At 37.3% G+C, this 16,193-nt stretch carries 18 protein-coding genes; 15 read left to right on the forward strand and 3 right to left on the reverse strand.

Features of this window, described 5'->3' with window-relative positions; translation table 11 throughout:
- Positions 1 to 262: 262 nt before the first annotated feature.
- From G466_RS0110175 to G466_RS0110185, 3 genes are all read right to left on the reverse strand, one after another.
- The gene (locus tag G466_RS0110175; protein WP_026813568.1) at positions 263 to 1,195 is read right to left on the reverse strand and encodes a DUF3078 domain-containing protein; all 933 of its coding nucleotides are present in this window, start codon (positions 1,193 to 1,195) and stop codon (positions 263 to 265) included.
- 70 nt (positions 1,196 to 1,265) lie between these two features.
- On the reverse strand, positions 1,266 to 1,769 hold the full coding sequence (locus G466_RS0110180; protein ID WP_026813569.1) for a DUF2480 family protein: 504 nt from the start codon (positions 1,767 to 1,769) through the stop codon (positions 1,266 to 1,268).
- 112 nt (positions 1,770 to 1,881) lie between these two features.
- A complete protein-coding gene (locus G466_RS0110185) occupies positions 1,882 to 2,931 on the reverse strand; it encodes a ferredoxin--NADP reductase (RefSeq protein WP_026813570.1) in 1,050 nt (349 codons plus the stop codon).
- A gap of 178 nt (positions 2,932 to 3,109) precedes the next feature.
- Here G466_RS0110185 and G466_RS21760 point away from each other — a divergent pair, with 178 nt between their 5' ends.
- From G466_RS21760 to atpG, 15 genes are all read left to right on the forward strand, one after another.
- Positions 3,110 to 3,502, forward strand: a complete 393-nt coding sequence (locus tag G466_RS21760; protein ID WP_051315601.1) for a PadR family transcriptional regulator — start codon at positions 3,110 to 3,112, stop codon at positions 3,500 to 3,502.
- Between the two features lie 84 nt (positions 3,503 to 3,586).
- A complete protein-coding gene (locus G466_RS0110195; RefSeq protein ID WP_026813571.1) occupies positions 3,587 to 4,141 on the forward strand; it encodes a hypothetical protein in 555 nt (184 codons plus the stop codon).
- 226 nt (positions 4,142 to 4,367) lie between these two features.
- Entirely contained in the window at positions 4,368 to 4,832 is a 465-nt protein-coding gene (locus tag G466_RS21765; RefSeq protein ID WP_051315602.1) for a hypothetical protein, read from the forward strand.
- Positions 4,833 to 4,893: 61 nt separating this feature from the next.
- A complete protein-coding gene (locus tag G466_RS0110205) occupies positions 4,894 to 6,366 on the forward strand; it encodes a DUF5687 family protein (protein WP_026813572.1) in 1,473 nt (490 codons plus the stop codon).
- A 14-nt stretch (positions 6,367 to 6,380) separates the two neighbouring features.
- On the forward strand, positions 6,381 to 7,082 hold the full coding sequence (locus G466_RS0110210) for an ABC transporter ATP-binding protein (RefSeq protein WP_026813573.1): 702 nt from the start codon (positions 6,381 to 6,383) through the stop codon (positions 7,080 to 7,082).
- A 263-nt stretch (positions 7,083 to 7,345) separates the two neighbouring features.
- Positions 7,346 to 9,901: a type IX secretion system periplasmic lipoprotein PorW/SprE gene (porW, locus tag G466_RS0110215; protein ID WP_026813574.1), complete on the forward strand. Its 2,556-nt coding sequence runs from the start codon at positions 7,346 to 7,348 to the stop codon at positions 9,899 to 9,901.
- Between the two features lie 3 nt (positions 9,902 to 9,904).
- Positions 9,905 to 10,333 carry a bactofilin family protein gene (locus tag G466_RS0110220; protein ID WP_026813575.1) on the forward strand — a complete coding sequence of 143 codons (429 nt, stop codon included), beginning with the start codon at positions 9,905 to 9,907 and terminating at the stop codon, positions 10,331 to 10,333.
- Entirely contained in the window at positions 10,311 to 10,541 is a 231-nt protein-coding gene (locus tag G466_RS0110225) for an AtpZ/AtpI family protein (protein WP_026813576.1), read from the forward strand. The genes G466_RS0110220 and G466_RS0110225 overlap by 23 nt, the downstream gene beginning before the upstream one ends.
- Entirely contained in the window at positions 10,541 to 10,933 is a 393-nt protein-coding gene (locus G466_RS24450; RefSeq protein WP_026813577.1) for a DUF6168 family protein, read from the forward strand. The genes G466_RS0110225 and G466_RS24450 overlap by 1 nt, the downstream gene beginning before the upstream one ends.
- Before the next feature lie 118 nt (positions 10,934 to 11,051).
- Positions 11,052 to 12,128, forward strand: a complete 1,077-nt coding sequence (gene atpB, locus G466_RS0110235) for a F0F1 ATP synthase subunit A (RefSeq protein ID WP_026813578.1) — start codon at positions 11,052 to 11,054, stop codon at positions 12,126 to 12,128.
- 33 nt (positions 12,129 to 12,161) lie between these two features.
- Positions 12,162 to 12,353 carry an ATP synthase F0 subunit C gene (gene atpE / locus G466_RS0110240; protein WP_026809418.1) on the forward strand — a complete coding sequence of 64 codons (192 nt, stop codon included), beginning with the start codon at positions 12,162 to 12,164 and terminating at the stop codon, positions 12,351 to 12,353.
- Between the two features lie 86 nt (positions 12,354 to 12,439).
- Positions 12,440 to 12,940: a F0F1 ATP synthase subunit B gene (locus tag G466_RS0110245; protein ID WP_026813579.1), complete on the forward strand. Its 501-nt coding sequence runs from the start codon at positions 12,440 to 12,442 to the stop codon at positions 12,938 to 12,940.
- A 9-nt stretch (positions 12,941 to 12,949) separates the two neighbouring features.
- Complete coding sequence (gene atpH, locus G466_RS0110250; RefSeq protein ID WP_026813580.1) at positions 12,950 to 13,489, forward strand: ATP synthase F1 subunit delta; 540 nt, start codon at positions 12,950 to 12,952, stop codon at positions 13,487 to 13,489.
- Between the two features lie 58 nt (positions 13,490 to 13,547).
- Positions 13,548 to 15,128 carry a F0F1 ATP synthase subunit alpha gene (gene atpA / locus G466_RS0110255; RefSeq protein ID WP_026813581.1) on the forward strand — a complete coding sequence of 527 codons (1,581 nt, stop codon included), beginning with the start codon at positions 13,548 to 13,550 and terminating at the stop codon, positions 15,126 to 15,128.
- Positions 15,129 to 15,287: 159 nt separating this feature from the next.
- The gene (gene atpG, locus G466_RS0110260) at positions 15,288 to 16,148 is read left to right on the forward strand and encodes an ATP synthase F1 subunit gamma (protein WP_026813582.1); all 861 of its coding nucleotides are present in this window, start codon (positions 15,288 to 15,290) and stop codon (positions 16,146 to 16,148) included.
- Positions 16,149 to 16,193: the final 45 nt, after the last annotated feature.

Raw genomic sequence — 16,193 nt, forward strand, 5'->3', positions numbered from 1 at the left:
TGTCGGCCATGGCGCTGGAAAAAGCGGCATAGGGACTAGCGATCCGAAACTTCGATGGGAAAGGTATGCCAGAACCTCACTAAAACGACCAAAAAGCCCTCTTAAACCGGACGAAAATCCACTTCGAAAATAAACCATAAAAAAAATCCCGGAAACATCGATGTTCCAGGATTCGTTCTGTCCAGTTTTTAGTGAAAATCGGCCTACTCCCGAATATCCCCGAATAGAGGGCTTTTGATAATATATATACGTTTTTTATATATTAGAAAGAATAGTTTAGACCAAACAACCAATACGTCTGCAAGTCATTATCTACATTGCTAAAATTAGGCTCAGGATCGGTAACTGCCATATTATTAATAGCATAGTTCAATGCTTCTTGCTTGTTATCCCTTAAGCCAAACTCAAATCCTAACCCAATTCCTTTCCACAAGGTATAACCAAAAGAATTGGTCCAAGTCCAGTTAGAATAGTCCGAAGATTTATAGCTTTGAAACATAGATAAATTAGTTTTAAAATTTACTTTCCCTAATTGTCTTGTATAATCGGCAACAATCTTAGCTCCTAAAGAAGATTCAAAAACGGTATCCCCACTACTAAAAACAAAGTTATAGTTTAATGGGTGTATTACCACTACTAAATCGGTAATAGGAGTCCACGTAGCACCCACCCCAAGATCCAAATAACCAGGATCGTTAAAATTATCGATAATGGTTGTTTTGTATTCCCCTAAGGTCGAGATCGCAAAATTTTCGCTAAGCTTCTGACCGTAAAGAGATGTTATTGTAAATACATCTGTAGAGGAACGAAAGCTATCGTCATCGGTATCAATATCCTTATCGTCTATCTTTACCCATCCAAGATTTACGTTAAGGGAGTTTCTCCAAAAAAACTTTTCCTGATTAAGGTTTGCAAAGGCATTTACTGTTACACCAATATTCCCTGCACTAGAGTTAGGAGCTCCTTTGGCGTACCAGTTGTTAAATCCAGAAAGACTGGCACCTATTGTTCCAAAAGCGCCTTTTTTCCATCCCGGAAGCGCCTTTATCTTTGCTTGGATGTCATTTACCCTTCCTTGAATTGCTGCAATGGAATCAGTCTTAATACTTTTCTCTGCCTTTAGTTCTTCCAAAGTTTGAGCTGAACCTACTTGAATCGTCATAAGGACGATAAATGCGAGTACAATTTTCTTCATAATAATCTATGTTTATTGAATTTACGGCAAAATTAAGAAACTTTGTATTTTGGCTGTGTCTTATTGAGAGTTATTTTGCCTTAAAAAGTGGCACGGAGGAACAAGCTTCACCATACATAACACTTCTTGCCACCTTTTGTAATTTTGCCGTGACCCATAAATAAGCATTGGGAGGTACAGGTTTGTTAGAGCACCCTTTAACGATAACGGGTTTACCCTCGTATTCCGAAACATCTAAATTTTCCAAAATGTCTTGATATAAGGAAGATTCCAGCATTTCTAGTTCACCAACAACCATTCTCTTGCAGTAGGGCTGTAATTTAGTACCTATAAGCATATAGGCCCAACCCGGAATAATAGCGTCTGAAGAACAGGTTAAAGCAATATACTTATCTTGGTATTGGCTCCAATCGTGATCTTCCAAATACTGCCTAAATTCCTTTTCCCGAAGTATAATATCTTCGTACAGCCAATCCTTTATATCTAAAAGCACCCTTTCTCCCTTAGGATAGTAATCCTCTAAATTAAAGGTGACTAATTTACTTTGCGCAACGCGATTTACGATCTCTGACATATTTAAAATTTAAGCAAAAATAAAGACATTATAGCATTAAGACTCTAAAATAATTCTTTGCCTGAGTCCAGACCATTTACGGCCTTTAACAATACGCCATCGTTAGACCATGTTATACATCATCATAATCCACCGTTAATGTTTCGGTAGTTGGATGCGCTTGACAGGTTAAAATAAGCCCTTCGGCAATTTCGCCATCGGTTAAAATTTGATTTTTTACCATCTCGGCCTTTCCTTCTTTGATTCGAGCGATACAGCTACTACAAACTCCACCTTGACAGGAATAAGGCGCATCAATGTTCTCTTTTAGAACCGCATCGAGCACTACGGAACCTTTATCCATAGAAAGCGAAAACTCCTCATCGTCCAAAATAACCTTCACCACGGTTTTACCATCTAGCTTCTCAGGAAGTTCGTCCTTAATTTCAGTTTCGGTAAAAAGTTCAAAATGAATCTTATCCTCAGTAATTTCGTTTTCTTTTAAATGATCTTTCACCAAGTGGATCATAGGTTCTGGACCACATAAATAAAAATCATTGAACGTTACGTTCTTATGTTTATTCTTTAGCACATAGTTTATAGTGGAAGTGTCTATTCTCCCAAATATAGATTCGTCCTCCTGAGTCTGACTCAATATAAAATACACGAAAAACCTATTTGGGTAATCCAATTGTAATTTCACCAAATCCGTATAGAACATGGTTTCTTTATAGGACCTATTCCCAAAAGTCAGAACAAAAGTGTTTTTAGGATTACTTTCCAACACCGTTTTGGCAATACTCATAATAGGAGTAATTCCACTCCCTGCAGCAAATGCGGCAATATTTTTAGGACTGCTGCTAGGCTTAAATATAAACCTACCTTCTGGAGGCATAACCTCTAAAACATCCCCAACCTTTAATTTACTATGGGCATAAGCGGAAAATCCACCTTTATCCACCTTTTTTACCCCAATGGTAATGGAGTCGGATTTAGGGGAAGAACTAATGGAATACGCTCTACGTAATTCCTTGCCTTTAATCTCTTTTTTAATGGTTATATATTGACCAGCGGTAAAACCAAATGTCTGGATCAGTTCCTTTGGAATGGTAAAAGTTATTGCAACCGAGTTTGGTGTAAGTTGCTTTATTTTTTGAACCGTAAGCGAATGAAAATGGGCCATATTAAATCTTTGGCGCAAAATTAAGCAAAGCAAGCAGGATTTAAAACGGGATTTCAAAAAAAATGCATACATAGGATGCTTAGGCATTCTAATATTTCTTACATTTATTATTTAAACTGTAAAGCCGTGCTTTGTTTTAGCTCCAGAAAGGCGCACATATTATGCATTTGTAATCAAAATGAGAAATTCCAAATTATATAAAGGAAGTTTAAATATCATTATCCTAAAACTCTTAGAAGAGCAAGGAAAAATGTACGGGTACGAAATTACCCAAAAAGTAAAGGAGATCACCAAGGGCGAATTAAAAATCACCGAAGGATCATTGTATCCTGCCCTACATAAATTAGAAGCAGAAGGTTTATTAGAAGTAGAAGTTGCCAAAGTAGACAATAGAATAAGAAAGTATTATAAACTTACCGAAGCCGGAGAAAAGGAGACCGTGAACCGCTTAGCAGAATTGCAAGATTTTATCCGAAATATGCAGCAATTAGTAAATCCAAAGTTGAGTTTAGAATCATCCCTACAAAGTTTGATACTAAATAGAGTCCCGATTCCGAAAAACCAACAATAAATGAAATTAGACCAACACCAACTAAGATTTATAGATACCTACCTTAAAAATTCAGACATTGAATATTTAGATCTCCGTGTGTAAATGCTAGACCATGTTGCTACTGGGGTTTTGGAAACAATGGAAGTGGAGAACATTTCTTTTTACGAGGCCTTTAAATCTTTTATGATAGTCAACAAGAAAGAGCTTTTAAAATGGAATAAAAATTTTAGGAAGGTTACCGACTTAAAGATGCTGCGAAAACTTGGTATTCAATTATGTAAGCCTTGGAGCATAGTAGTCTTTTTCACTTTTCTTTTACTCCTAAAAATAGGTACGGAATCATTTGATCTAATTGTAACTTTCAGATATATACCATTGGGGATTTTATTCGTGATTCTTATTTATTATTTCTATAACTATAAGATTGTATTTAGGAAAAACCGTTTTTCAGGGTTAGAGCGTATAGGAACACCTTTAATTATTTTTCAGCAAGGGATATTGTTTTTATTTTCCCCCTATTATTCAAAAGTGTTTTTTCAAGAAAACACCTTAATTTACTACGCTTTTATCTCGCTAATCGTAGTAATGGGTTTGGTCTTTATAAGATTCATCCATGAATTGAAGAAAGCGTATTTAGCTCATTACAAAATAGCATAAAATGAAAGTTAATCCAACGCAAATACAGGAGCTATACACCTTTACCCGCCAACACTTTGTGGAGCTTTACGACTTGCAAACCGAGTTAGTAGATCATTTAAGCAATGGGATTGAAGCCTAATGGAAAGAAAATCCGCAACTTAGTTTTAAGGAAGCGCTAAACAGAGAGTTTAAAAAATTTGGCGTTTTCGGATTTCAAGACGTTATTTTAGAGCAGGTAAAAGCAATGGAAAAACGATATCGGGCTTATATCTGGCGTTTTTTTAAAGACTATTTTACCTTTCCTAAAGTTGCATTAACCGTTTTTTTAATAGCTCTTTGCTATACGCTATTACGGCTATTATCTCCTGAAATAGGAATTGGGGTTGTTTACGGTGTTTACTTTATGTCTTTGCTATTTATGTTTTATAAAACTTTTAAATTTAGAAAGCAACAACGTTCTAAAGAAAAAAGATGGATGCTAGAAGATTTAATTTTTCAACAATTGGAATATTCCAACATTGCTTTTATTCCCATATACATCATTTCTTGGCCTATCAGATCCACAAGCTTACAATCTGAGTGGTTATCACTCCTTATCTCTGTTGGACTCCCCTGCCTAGGCTTATTTCTTCATGTAGTTACTAACATCATTCCACAAAAGGCAGAAGAACTATTAGAAGAAACGTATCCCGAGTACAGAATTGTATAAATTTGCTGTAACAAATCTGATGCATTTTATACTAACCGATGAGCAATAACCAAACACCTATATGCTAAAACACTTTCTTTCCCTTGAGTGGAAATCCTTTTTTAGATCCGCATCCTTTAAATCCAATTTGGGCATTAAAATCCTAATGTTCTTTGGGGCACTCTATTTTATGGCCGTATTCTTAGCAATGGGCGTTGGTGCCTTTTATATTATTAAAAAAGGGGGATGGGGCGATCCGCTAGAGGTATTCAACCAGTTTTTGATTTACTATTTGGTGGGGGATCTCTATTTGAGGTATATGCTTCAAAAAATGCCTATTACCAATATAAAGCCTTTATTATACCTACCGGTAGAAAAAAATCAGGTAGTGGCATATTCCTTAGGAAAAACGGTAATTTCTTTCTTTAACTGGTCCCACGCATTTTTCTTTTTACCGTTCGCAGTTGTACTGCTGATTGAAGGATACAACCCCACAGGAGTTATAGCTTGGCAATTGGGGATTATGGCATTGATCTTCTGCAATAATTTCATCAATGTATTGGTGAATAATAAAGACCAAATATTCTATGCCGTATTGGCCCTCATCATCGTTTTGGGTGCTTGTCAATATTTTAACCTTTTCAACATCACCCAATACACAGCGCCGCTATTTAATGCCTTATACCAAAATCCACTAACTGCCTTATTGCCGTGGGCCATGTTGCTAGCCCTTGCTGTATCCGCCTTCACCTATTTTAGAAGACATATGTATTTAGATGCAGGGTTAGCAAGCAAAAAATCGGTCGCTAAGACGGAGGATTATACATGGTTAAACCGTTTTGGAAATTTAGGCACCTTTTTAAAGAACGATATTAAATTGATCAAAAGAAATAAGCGTTCCAAGACCTCAGTAATTATGAGTTTCTTTTTCATTTTTTACGGGCTGTTGTTCTTTAGTGGAAGCGTATCTGCTTATGACGGACCGGTTTGGAAGATATTTGCAGGGATTTTTATTTCAGGCGGCTTCCTATTTAGTTTTGGTCAATTTGTTCCTAGTTGGGATAGTGCCTACTACCCTTTAATGATGAGTCAGAACATAAAATACAAGGAATATTTAAATTCTAAGTGGTTCCTAATGGTAATTGCCACCATAATAAGCACAATTTTAGCTTCCTTTTATCTCTATTTTGGACTGGATGCTTACTTAGCGGTAATCGTTGGTGCAATTTATAATATAGGAGTCAATTCTTACCTAGTTCTTTGGGGCGGAGCCTATATAAAAACACCTATAGACCTTAGCTCAAACAAAAAGGCATTTGGAGATAAACAGGCATTTAACTCCAAAACCCTTCTACTTACCCTTCCCAAGTTAATTTTGCCCTTAGGTTTTTATGCCTTAGGACACTACCTAATTAATCCTACTGCGGGTTATATTTTTGTAGCCATGGCTGGCGTACTTGGGTTTGCCTTTAAAAATAAGGTGTTTAAAAGGATAGAGCATATTTATAAAAAAGAAAAGTATAAAACGCTGGCTGCCTATAAGCAAAAAGCTTAATAACAACATATTTTATGATTAAAATTGAAAATATAACCAAGACCTATGGCAGCGCTACGGTATTGAATATAGCGAATTTGGAAATTCCTAAAGGACAGAGCTTTGGCCTCGTAGGAAACAACGGGGCAGGAAAAACCACCCTATTCAGCCTAATGCTAGACCTTATTCAACCCACTACAGGCCACATTATTAATAACGGCGTTTTGGTAGATGAGTGCGAAGCATGGAAACCATTTACCTCCGCATTTATAGATGAAACCTTTTTAATAGGGTATCTTACCCCCGAGGAGTATTTCTATTTTATTGGAGAATTAAGAGGACTGAACAAAGCCGATGTAGATGCGCTCTTGCCCGGTTTTGAAGGTTTTTTCCATGGGGAGATTCTTGGACAGAAAAAATATTTGCGTGACCTTTCTAAAGGAAACCAGAAAAAAGTGGGCATTGTTGCCTCTTTTATTGGCAATCCCGAAGTGATCATTTTAGACGAGCCCTTTGCTAACCTAGACCCCACTACTCAAATTAGACTGAAAGGTATAATTAAAGATCTTGCCAATAACAGAGAGGTTACCGTACTAATTTCTAGTCATGATTTAATCCATGTTACAGAGGTTTGTGAGCGTATAGTAGTGTTGCAGAAGGGCGAAACGGTTAAGGACATCCGTACCTCTACGGAAACCCTAAAAGAACTGGAGGCCTTTTTCGCAGGACCTGCGTAGTTAAACTTTCACAATTATATAAATAAAATGGTGTCCAGGGAAAATTCCTCCTCAATTCGCATGCTAGGGAACCTCGGAATAATACAACAAGAGCATATTTACTTCTCTTGATATTATTAATTATTACCACTGAAAAATTAACTTCTTAATGGAAGTTACCAAAGATTGTGTCTACTTCATAAAAATAATTCTACTTTTACCGACCAACTGCATAATAAACACGTTATTTTTAAGTTCTAGGATACGTACGAATACATTGAATTTTGAAGCTTCGCAACAATCTAATTTTATTATCTGTTATTGGTGGATTGGCATTTAATGCCTGCTCTACCAAGAAAGATGCTATGCTCAATAGAAGTTGGCATGCCCTAAACACCAAATACAATAGTTTGTACAATGGCAATATTGCCTTTGAAGAAGGCCGCGAAGGGCTAAATACTGAATACCAGGACAATTATTGGGAGATATTGCCAGTAGAACGATTGGAGGTTACCGAAGACCTGAAATTGGATTCGGAAGATAATAATCCCAAGTTTCTTCTCGCTGAGGAAAAAGCGGCAAAAGCCATACAAAAACACAGTATGGATATTAAAAATAGGGAACGCAATCCGCAAACCGATGAGGCTTTCCTGCTCTTGGGAAAAGCTAGGTATTTTGACCAAAGGTATATGCCCGCCCTAGAATCCTTTAATTATATCCTCAATAAATACACACAGAGCGACAAACTTAATGAGGCTACCATTTGGCGAGAGAAAGTTAATATACGCTTACAGAATGAAGAGCTTGCAATTAAAAATTTAAAACGACTGCTAAAACAGGAACAGTTAAAAGATCAAGAATATGCAGATACCCACGCTATGATGGCGCAAGCATATATTAATTTAAATGTCCCAGACACCGCTATACAGCAACTAAAGATAGCAACAGCATACACCAAGAAGAACCCCGAAAAAGGTCGATATTTATATATTATTGGTCAATTATTCAATCAAATAGGACATAAAGACAGTGCCAACTATGCCTTTGACAAAGTCATAGCCCTTAATAGGAAATCTCCTAGGGTATATATGATTAACGCCCATATCCAAAAAATACAGAATACCGAACTTACCGATGAGAATACGGATGCACTATACCAGTATCTGGTAAGCTTAGAAGAAGATAGAGAAAACAGACCTTTTTTAAATAAAATCTACAGGGAATTGGCAGAATTCCATTATGCAGAAGAATCCGATAGCCTCGCATTGGCATATTACAATAAATCGCTAAGGGCAACAAACAATATGCCTCAACTAAATGCGCTGAACTATGAGGATTTGGCCATCTATAATTTTGACCAGAACAACTATCGTACTTCTGGAGCTTATTATGACAGCGTACTGCAGAATTTACATGAAAATTCAAAAAAATACAGAGCGGTTAAAAAGAAACTGGACAATCTAGAAGATGTCATAAAATATGAGGAAGTTGTACAATATATGGATAGTGTTATTGGATTATACGAGCTTCCGATAACGGAGAGACAGGCCTATTTTGAGACGCATATAACCAAACTAAAGACTGCGGCAGCTAAAAAACAAAATAACGAATCGCGAGCTACCAATGAAGGCTTTGCAACCTTTATGAAAACTAAAGGCAATAATGAAAATAAGGGTAAGTTCTATTTCTATAATATAACCACTCTTAGCTACGGCAAGAACGATTTTAAATCCAAATGGGGAACAAGAACCCTAGAAGATGATTGGCGTTGGTCCAACAAAAATAGGGTGCAAAATATAGCTCAAACAGGCGGGGAGGATCCAAACAAGAAAGATAATACGGTAGCCCTCGAAGACGATCAAAAATATAACGTGATGTTTTACATGGATCAGATCCCTACAGATGAAAATTTCATAGATAGCCTACGAACCGAACGCAACTTTGCTAATTACCAATTAGGACTTATCTATAAAGAGAAATTTAAGGAAAACCTTTTAGCTTCAGGAAAACTAGAGAACGTCCTTCGGTCCAGTCCAGAAGAGCGACTCATTATTCCTTCCAAATACAATCTATACAAGATTTATGAGGAAGAAAATAGTCCGCTAGCGGAAGAAATGAGGTATAACATTATTATAAACCATCCAGAATCGCGCTATGCGGAAATACTACGAAACCCACAGGCTGTTTTAGCCGCAGATTCAAATAGTCCGGATGCTATTTATGGACAATTGTATAAAAAATATCAAAATCAAGAATTCCTAAGCGTTATTACAGGAACCGAAGAACAGATCAGCAAATTCATAGGTGATCCTATAATTCCAAAGTTGGAGATGCTCAAAGCCAATTCTATTGGCAGATTGCAAGGCTTTGTAGCACTTAAGGAGGCTTTGAACTATGTATCCCTCAATTATCCTAATTCACCGGAAGGCAAAAAGGCTCAAAGCATGGTTGCCAATCAATTACCACAACTAGAAAATAGAGAATTCTCTACTGAAACAGAAAGCAGTGGCACTGGAAATTGGAAAGTTGTTTTTCCCCTCAAAACTCGTGATACCAAAAAAGCACTTCGATTAAAAGAACTATTGGAAAATTCTATTCAGGAATTAAAGTATAAAAATAAAGTCTCTTTGGATGTCTATAATCTAGAGGAGATATTCGTGGTGGTACATGGTTTTAGAGCTAAGGATTTTGCCCTTGGATATACGGAACTGATTCAAAAAAATAAGGACTACATGATTCTGGATGAGAATTTCGTAATTTCATCTACCAATTACAAGATTATCCAAGTTCATAAAAATGTAGAAGAATATAAAAGCACATCAATAATTACAAAACTATAAAATATGTTTTCAGACAACAAAAAAGTTCGTACTACAAATGAACCAACCGGACAACCAAACAGAATAGGCAAGTCTACCAAAATTAAAGGAGATATAGTTTCCGATGCAGATTTTAGGATAGATGGCGAACTAGAAGGCAATGTAACTACCTCTGGGAAAGTGGTTATTGGCGCAGGAGGAAATATTAAGGGAAAAGTGGAGTGCGCACAAGCCGATATAGAAGGAAGTTTTAATGGTGAATTGATCGTTACCGATCTATTATCGCTAAAATCATCTGCGATTATAGACGGCACGGTAAGCGTTGCTAAGCTAGCTGTAGAACCAGGAGCTACTTTTAATGCCTCTTGCACCATGAGGGGAAAAGGCACTAAGGGAAGTGCTTCAAACACACAAAATACCGCAACCGTTAATGGATCCTCAAAAACCGCCTAAAAAAAACAATGGCCTAAGAAATGCAGCCATACTATCCGGAGTTGCCATACAAATGGGAATAATCATTTTCTTGGCAGCTAAGGGTGGAAAATGGCTAGACGCTTATTTTGAAATGGAATCCAAAACCTTTACGATCATAGTTACCCTCCTTGGGGTAGCTATTTCTATTTATCTTGTTTTACAACAATTGAAACGCATAAATAATTAATGTTTAAAAAAAATCTTCTCTACAGTTTTTATTTCTCCATTGCGCTATTAGGCCTATTCGTATTTTGCCTACACCTATTAGTTTTATATTCAAAGGGACTCCCCCTATTTGATCACATGATTCTATTAGCCTATGCATCAAACCTAATCTTGGCCATTCTCATATTTTCTATTCTTTACCTTTTTAGAGAACCACTTAAACACCAATTAGGATTTTTATTCTTAGCAGGTAGTATGTTAAAGTTTGTTCTTTTCTTTATACTTTTCTATCCTGTTTATAACATGGATGGGAACATGGAATCCGTAGAATTCGCCACATTCTTTATCCCCTATTCAGTAGGATTGGTGGTAGAAACCATTTTTGCTGCTAAATTGTTAAATAATTTACCTTGATTTTACGATAGTTAGGGCTTTTGCGATCCTCTTAAAAATAAACCGTTCAATGCTTTTTTCTTTTTTAAATAAAAGCGTACATTTGCACGGATTTTTCGAGACCGATATTTAAAGCGATATGCAAAAACCATTTTACGTTAAGATTCTTTTAGTTGCCACACTCCTTCTGGGATTCAATGCTTTTGCACAAGATAAGGACAATCAGTCCGTAGATGAGAAAGGTAGCGTAAAAGCAGAAATAAAAGAATTTATAGCCCATCATTTACTTGATTCGCATCATTTCACCCTTTTCACCATTGATGAGGAGAATAATGAGCACTTTGGCTTTCCTCTGCCTGTAATTTTATGGGACAATGGCCTAAAGGTATTTTCATCCTCCAAATTAGATCATGGTCAAGCTGTTGCCGAAGTAGATGGCGAACATTATGCCCTGTACCACGGAAAGATAGTAAAAACAGACGCTCAAGGAACCATTAATTATGATGCAGAAGGCCATGCAACCAACGTAAAGCCTTTAGATTTTTCCATCACAAAGAATGTAGTGTTCATTATTTTGGTATCCCTACTATTGATCTTTATGTTTAGCAGAATGGCCAAAACTTATAAAGGTAATAACATCCCTAAAGGGATAGGACGAGCTCTAGAGCCTATTATTTTATATATCAGAGATGACATTGCTATTCCTAATATTGGAGAAAAGCATTATAGAAAATATATGGGATATTTGTTAACGGTATTTTTCTTTATTTGGATTATCAACCTATTAGGTTTATCCCCATTGGGCGTAAATGTTACCAACAATATTGCCGTAACTTTTTGTTTGGCGATATTCACCTTTTTCATTACTGCTTTCACAGCAAATAAAAATTACTGGAAACATATTTTTTGGATGCCAGGCGTACCTGTTTTCATGAAAGTAGTATTGGCTCCAATAGAATTATTGGGAACCTTGATTAAGCCTTTCTCATTAATGATCCGATTATACGCGAACATTACAGCGGGGCATTTAATTTTGATGAGTATCCTAGGAATGATGTTTATCTTCAAAAGCTGGATGGGAAGTTCCATGTCGTTTGTATTGGCTAGCGCACTTTCTTTCCTAGAATTGTTGGTAGCTGCCCTACAAGCATATATTTTCACCATGCTTTCTGCCCTTTATTTTGGAATGGCCGTTGAGGAACCTGAGGATCACTAAAAGTAGAATGTTTAATAATTAATTATATATATTATGGAAATTCCAACAATTGTAGGAGCTGGTTTAATAGTTGTCGGTGCCGCTTTCGGTATCGGTAAAATTGGTAGTTCTGCTATGGATGCCATCGCACGTCAGCCAGAGGCTTCCGGTAAGATTCAAACAGCAATGTTGATTGCTGCAGCTCTTATTGAGGGTATCGGTTTTGCTGCGTTATTTGCATCTTAATCAAACAAAGAAACAGCTATAACGGTTGGTTATAGCTGTTCTTTTTACCATTTAATTATTAAACGTATATATCATAATATTAAAACATGGAGAAATTAATAGAACAGTTTTCATTTGGATTGTTTTTCTGGCAATTGTTATTGCTGATTATACTGTTACTTGTATTGCGTAAAGTTGCATGGAAACCCATCCTTAATGCAATTGAAGAAAGAGAATCTGGCATAAAAGATGCTTTAGAAGCAGCAGAAAATGCCAAAAAGGAAATGCAAAATGTTACTGCAGATAGCGAACGTCTTTTGCAAGAGGCCCGTATTGAGCGCGAAAGCATGATTAAAGAGGCTCGCGAGATGAAGGAGAAGATTGTTGCTGACGCCAAAGAATTAGCTCAGGTAGAGGCCGACAATATGATAAATCAAGCTAAAACCGCTATTGAAGGCGAAAAGAAGGCAGCAGTAGCCGATATAAAAAACCAAGTAGCTACCCTTTCCCTGGAAATTGCCGAGAAGGTAATTAAAGAGCAGTTTTCCGATACAGGAAAGCAACTGAAGTTGGTAGAAGAAATGGTAAGTGATATTAAGCTTAACTAAGGTTAAAAAATGAACGAATCTAGAGCAGCGGTACGTTACGCAAAGGCAGTTTTGGGCATGGCGGTAGAAAATAAAGCTACCGAAGAAGTGGAAACAGACATGCGAAAAATAATGGCCACAATTTTGGGAAGTCCAGAACTTCGCGAAATGTTGGGAAGTCCACTGCTAAAAGGGGAATCTAAAAAAGATGCCTTGTCCGCAATTTTTAAAGGTAGTCATCCGGTAACAGAAGGCTTGCTAACAATATTGGTAGAGAACAAGCGAATCTCCATGTTGAATAATGTGGCAGAGAAGTTTATTATCCTAAATGAAGCCAGAAAAGGACAGGAGGTTGCCACGGTAACCACCGCAGTTCCTTTAACAGCAGAATTGGAGAAAAAAATTCAGGATAAGATAGTTCAACTTACCGGAAATAAGTCCAACTTGGAGAACAAAGTGGATGCGAGTATTATTGGAGGCTTTATTTTAAGGGTTGGAGATACGCAGTACGATGCAAGTATCGCCCATAAATTAGAGAATCTAAGAAGAGAATTTACAAATAGTTTATAAATAATTACTTTGGGCGAAGTTGATTATCAATTTAGTCCTAATCTTATATCTATAACAAATGGCAGGAGTTAAAGCCGCTGAAGTATCAGCAATATTAAGGAAACAATTATCGGGATTTGAAGCATCAGCTTCTTTAGACGAAGTAGGTACCGTATTACAGGTTGGTGATGGGATTGCCAGAGTATACGGACTATCCAACGCTCAATATGGGGAATTGGTAGAGTTTGAAGGCGGACTTCAAGGTATCGTTCTTAACTTAGAAGAAGATAATGTTGGTGTGGTATTGTTGAGCCCTTCTAGAAATGTTAAAGAAGGTTCTGTTGTAAAACGTACTCAGACCATCGCTTCTATTAAAGTTGGAGAAGGAATTGTAGGACGTGTTGTAGATACCTTGGGTAATCCAATAGACGGTAAAGGCCCCATTACGGGAGACCTTTATGAATTGCCATTAGAGCGTAAAGCTCCTGGGGTAATTTTCCGTGAGCCGGTAACCGAGCCATTGCAAACTGGAATTAAAGCTATAGACGCCATGATTCCTGTAGGTAGAGGACAAAGGGAATTGGTTATTGGTGACCGTCAAACTGGAAAGACTACAGTTTGTGTAGATACCATTCTAAATCAAAAAGAATTTTACGATGCAGGTAAGCCTGTTTACTGTATATATGTTGCCATAGGCCAAAAGGCGTCTACGGTAGCGCTTATTGCTAAAACCTTGGAAGAAAATGGCGCTTTGGCCTATACTACCATTGTAGCGGCAAATGCTTCTGACCCTGCATCCATGCAGGTGTATGCTCCTTTCGCAGGTGCTGCAATTGGAGAATTCTTTAGGGATACTGGTAGACCCGCTTTAATCATTTATGATGATTTATCTAAACAAGCAGTTGCCTATCGTGAGATTTCCCTATTATTAAGACGTCCACCGGGACGTGAGGCATATCCTGGGGATGTATTCTACCTTCACTCTAGATTGTTAGAGCGTTCTGCAAAAGTTATCGCGGATGATGCTATTGCAAAAAACATGAACGATTTACCAGACGTATTAAAACCAATGGTAAAAGGAGGTGGTTCTTTAACAGCCCTACCAATAATTGAAACACAAGCAGGTGACGTTTCTGCATATATTCCAACCAACGTAATTTCTATTACAGACGGTCAGATATTCTTAACTCAGGATTTATTTAACCAAGGGGTACGTCCTGCAATTAACGTGGGGATTTCCGTATCACGAGTTGGGGGTAACGCTCAGATAAAGTCCATGAAAAAGGTTGCTGGAACCCTTAAATTGGATCAAGCACAGTTCCGTGAACTAGAAGCTTTTGCCAAATTTGGTTCGGATTTAGATGCGGCTACTTTAAACGTAATTGAGAAAGGACGTAGAAACGTAGAAATCTTAAAACAGGCACAAAACGATCCGTTTACCGTAGAAGATCAGGTTGCTATTATCTACGCAGGTTCTAAAAACCTGTTAAGAGATGTTCCTGTTACCAAGGTTAAAGAATTTGAAAAAGACTATATCGAATTCCTAAACGCAAAACATCGCCCAGTATTAGATCAGTTGAAAGCAGGTAAATTAACCGATGAGGTGATAGATGTATTAACAAAGGTTGCTAAGGATTTATCGGCAAAATACAAAGGCTAGTATTGCGGTTATAGGTATCCAATATAAAGTCTTATGAATAAAATGTGTAATGACAAATAGTGATACCAAATGGAAAGGCTGCTTATACCAGTAGTAACTGATAATGCAGGTTCCACTATGATTATTACAAATTAAACTCATTACTCAACACCAAAAAAGATGGCCAATTTAAAAGAAATAAGAAATAGGATTACCTCGGTATCCTCTACTATGCAGATTACCAGTGCCATGAAAATGGTATCTGCTGCTAAGTTGAAGAAAGCCCAGGATGCTATTACCGCCATGCGCCCCTATTCTGACAAGTTATCGGAATTATTACAGGGTCTTAGCGCAAGTTTGGAAGGTGATTCGGGGAGTATCTATTCTGATAATCGCGAAGTAAAGAAAGTGCTTATCGTTGCAATTACCTCTAATCGTGGTTTGTGCGGGGCCTTTAACTCCAATATCATTAAGCAAAGCACCCATTTAATCAATACCATCTACGCACACAAAGAAGTAGATTTTATGGCCATTGGTAAAAAAGCTAATGACACATTGAGAAAAAGAAGTGAAGTTATTGCAGATCATAGTGATCTTTTTGACAGCCTAACCTTTGAAAATGTGTCTGAAATTGCAGAAGAGTTGATGGAGCTTTTTGCCTCAGGAGCCTATGACAGGATTGATATTGTCTACAACAAATTTAGAAATGCAGCCACCCAAATTATAACTACAGAACAGTTTTTACCAATTGTTCCTATTGAAGGGGATACCGATGGAATGGCCGACTATATCTATGAGCCCACCAAGGCGGAAATTGTTGAGGAATTAATACCAAAATCCCTTAAAACGCAATTGTTTAAAGGAGTATTAGATTCCTTCGCCAGTGAGCACGGTGCGCGTATGACCGCAATGCACAAGGCCACGGACAACGCAACGGAACTAAGAGATCAATTAAAACTGACCTACAATAAAGCAAGACAAGCCGCAATTACCAGCGAAATTTTAGAAATTGTTGGGGGAGCGGAAGCATTAAATAATTAGGCAGAGCGGTAGCGAAGCCAAATTATAAAACTGCGGAAGCATTAA

Origin of the sequence: Arenibacter certesii DSM 19833, from assembly GCF_000429545.1 — a bacterium.
In the GTDB taxonomy this organism is placed as follows: Bacteria; Bacteroidota; Bacteroidia; order Flavobacteriales; family Flavobacteriaceae; genus Arenibacter; species Arenibacter certesii.